The sequence below is a fragment of the Ruminococcus sp. OM04-4AA genome, assembly GCF_003462585.1.
GTDB classification, from domain to species: Bacteria; Bacillota; Clostridia; order Lachnospirales; family Lachnospiraceae; genus Mediterraneibacter; species Mediterraneibacter faecis.
The window spans coordinates 1-666 of record NZ_QTZH01000173.1 but is presented as its reverse complement, the minus strand read 5'-3'; the positions used below and the strand labels follow the sequence as shown (position 1 = coordinate 666).

Below are 666 nucleotides of genomic sequence, written 5' to 3'. Positions count from 1 at the left end.
TTTCCTATACTTTTTTAATAAATACATATATCCATCTTCTACATTTGCAATCTCTTCTCTCGCTTTGGGATTATTATATTCTCCATCCCTAAGAAATAAAAAACGTACTTTTTCTGTATCATTTTCATAATAATTTTTTATATTTATACCATATTCTTGCCAATGCATTGACTCTTGTTTTGACATTGTGAACACCCTGTTTTTTGCCAACATTGCCAATGCATTTGTTTCTCCACAATAGAGTATCTTGCCTTTATTTAACACGATTATCTCATCACATATCTCTTCAACATCATCTAGAATATGTGTAGAAACTAAAATTGTACTTTTTTGTTTGTAATTATTAATTGTATTTTGAAAACGGATTCGCTCTTCTGGATCAAGTCCTACCGTAGGTTCATCCAGAAGAATGACATCTGGCATTCCCAATAGAGCTTGTGCAATACCGGCTCGTCTAATCATTCCTCCCGATAGTTTTCCGCATTTTACGTTCTGCACATTTCCAAGATGTCCCGACGTTAATACCTCTTGAATATTTTCCTCCCAATCGCAATAGGGGATATTTTTCATGCATGCAAAATACTTTAAATGTTCATACAATGTATAGTTTTTTATCATTCCAAAGTTCTGAGGAAGATAACCTATTTTACACTCTTTAGGATTTAT

The 666-nt window shown here is 32.7% G+C and carries 1 protein-coding gene; it reads right to left on the bottom strand.

Going from position 1 to position 666, the window contains the following annotated elements; genetic code table 11:
- On the bottom strand, nucleotides 1-666 hold a 666-nt coding region (locus tag DXB52_RS15985), incomplete at both ends, for an ATP-binding cassette domain-containing protein (RefSeq protein WP_181989246.1).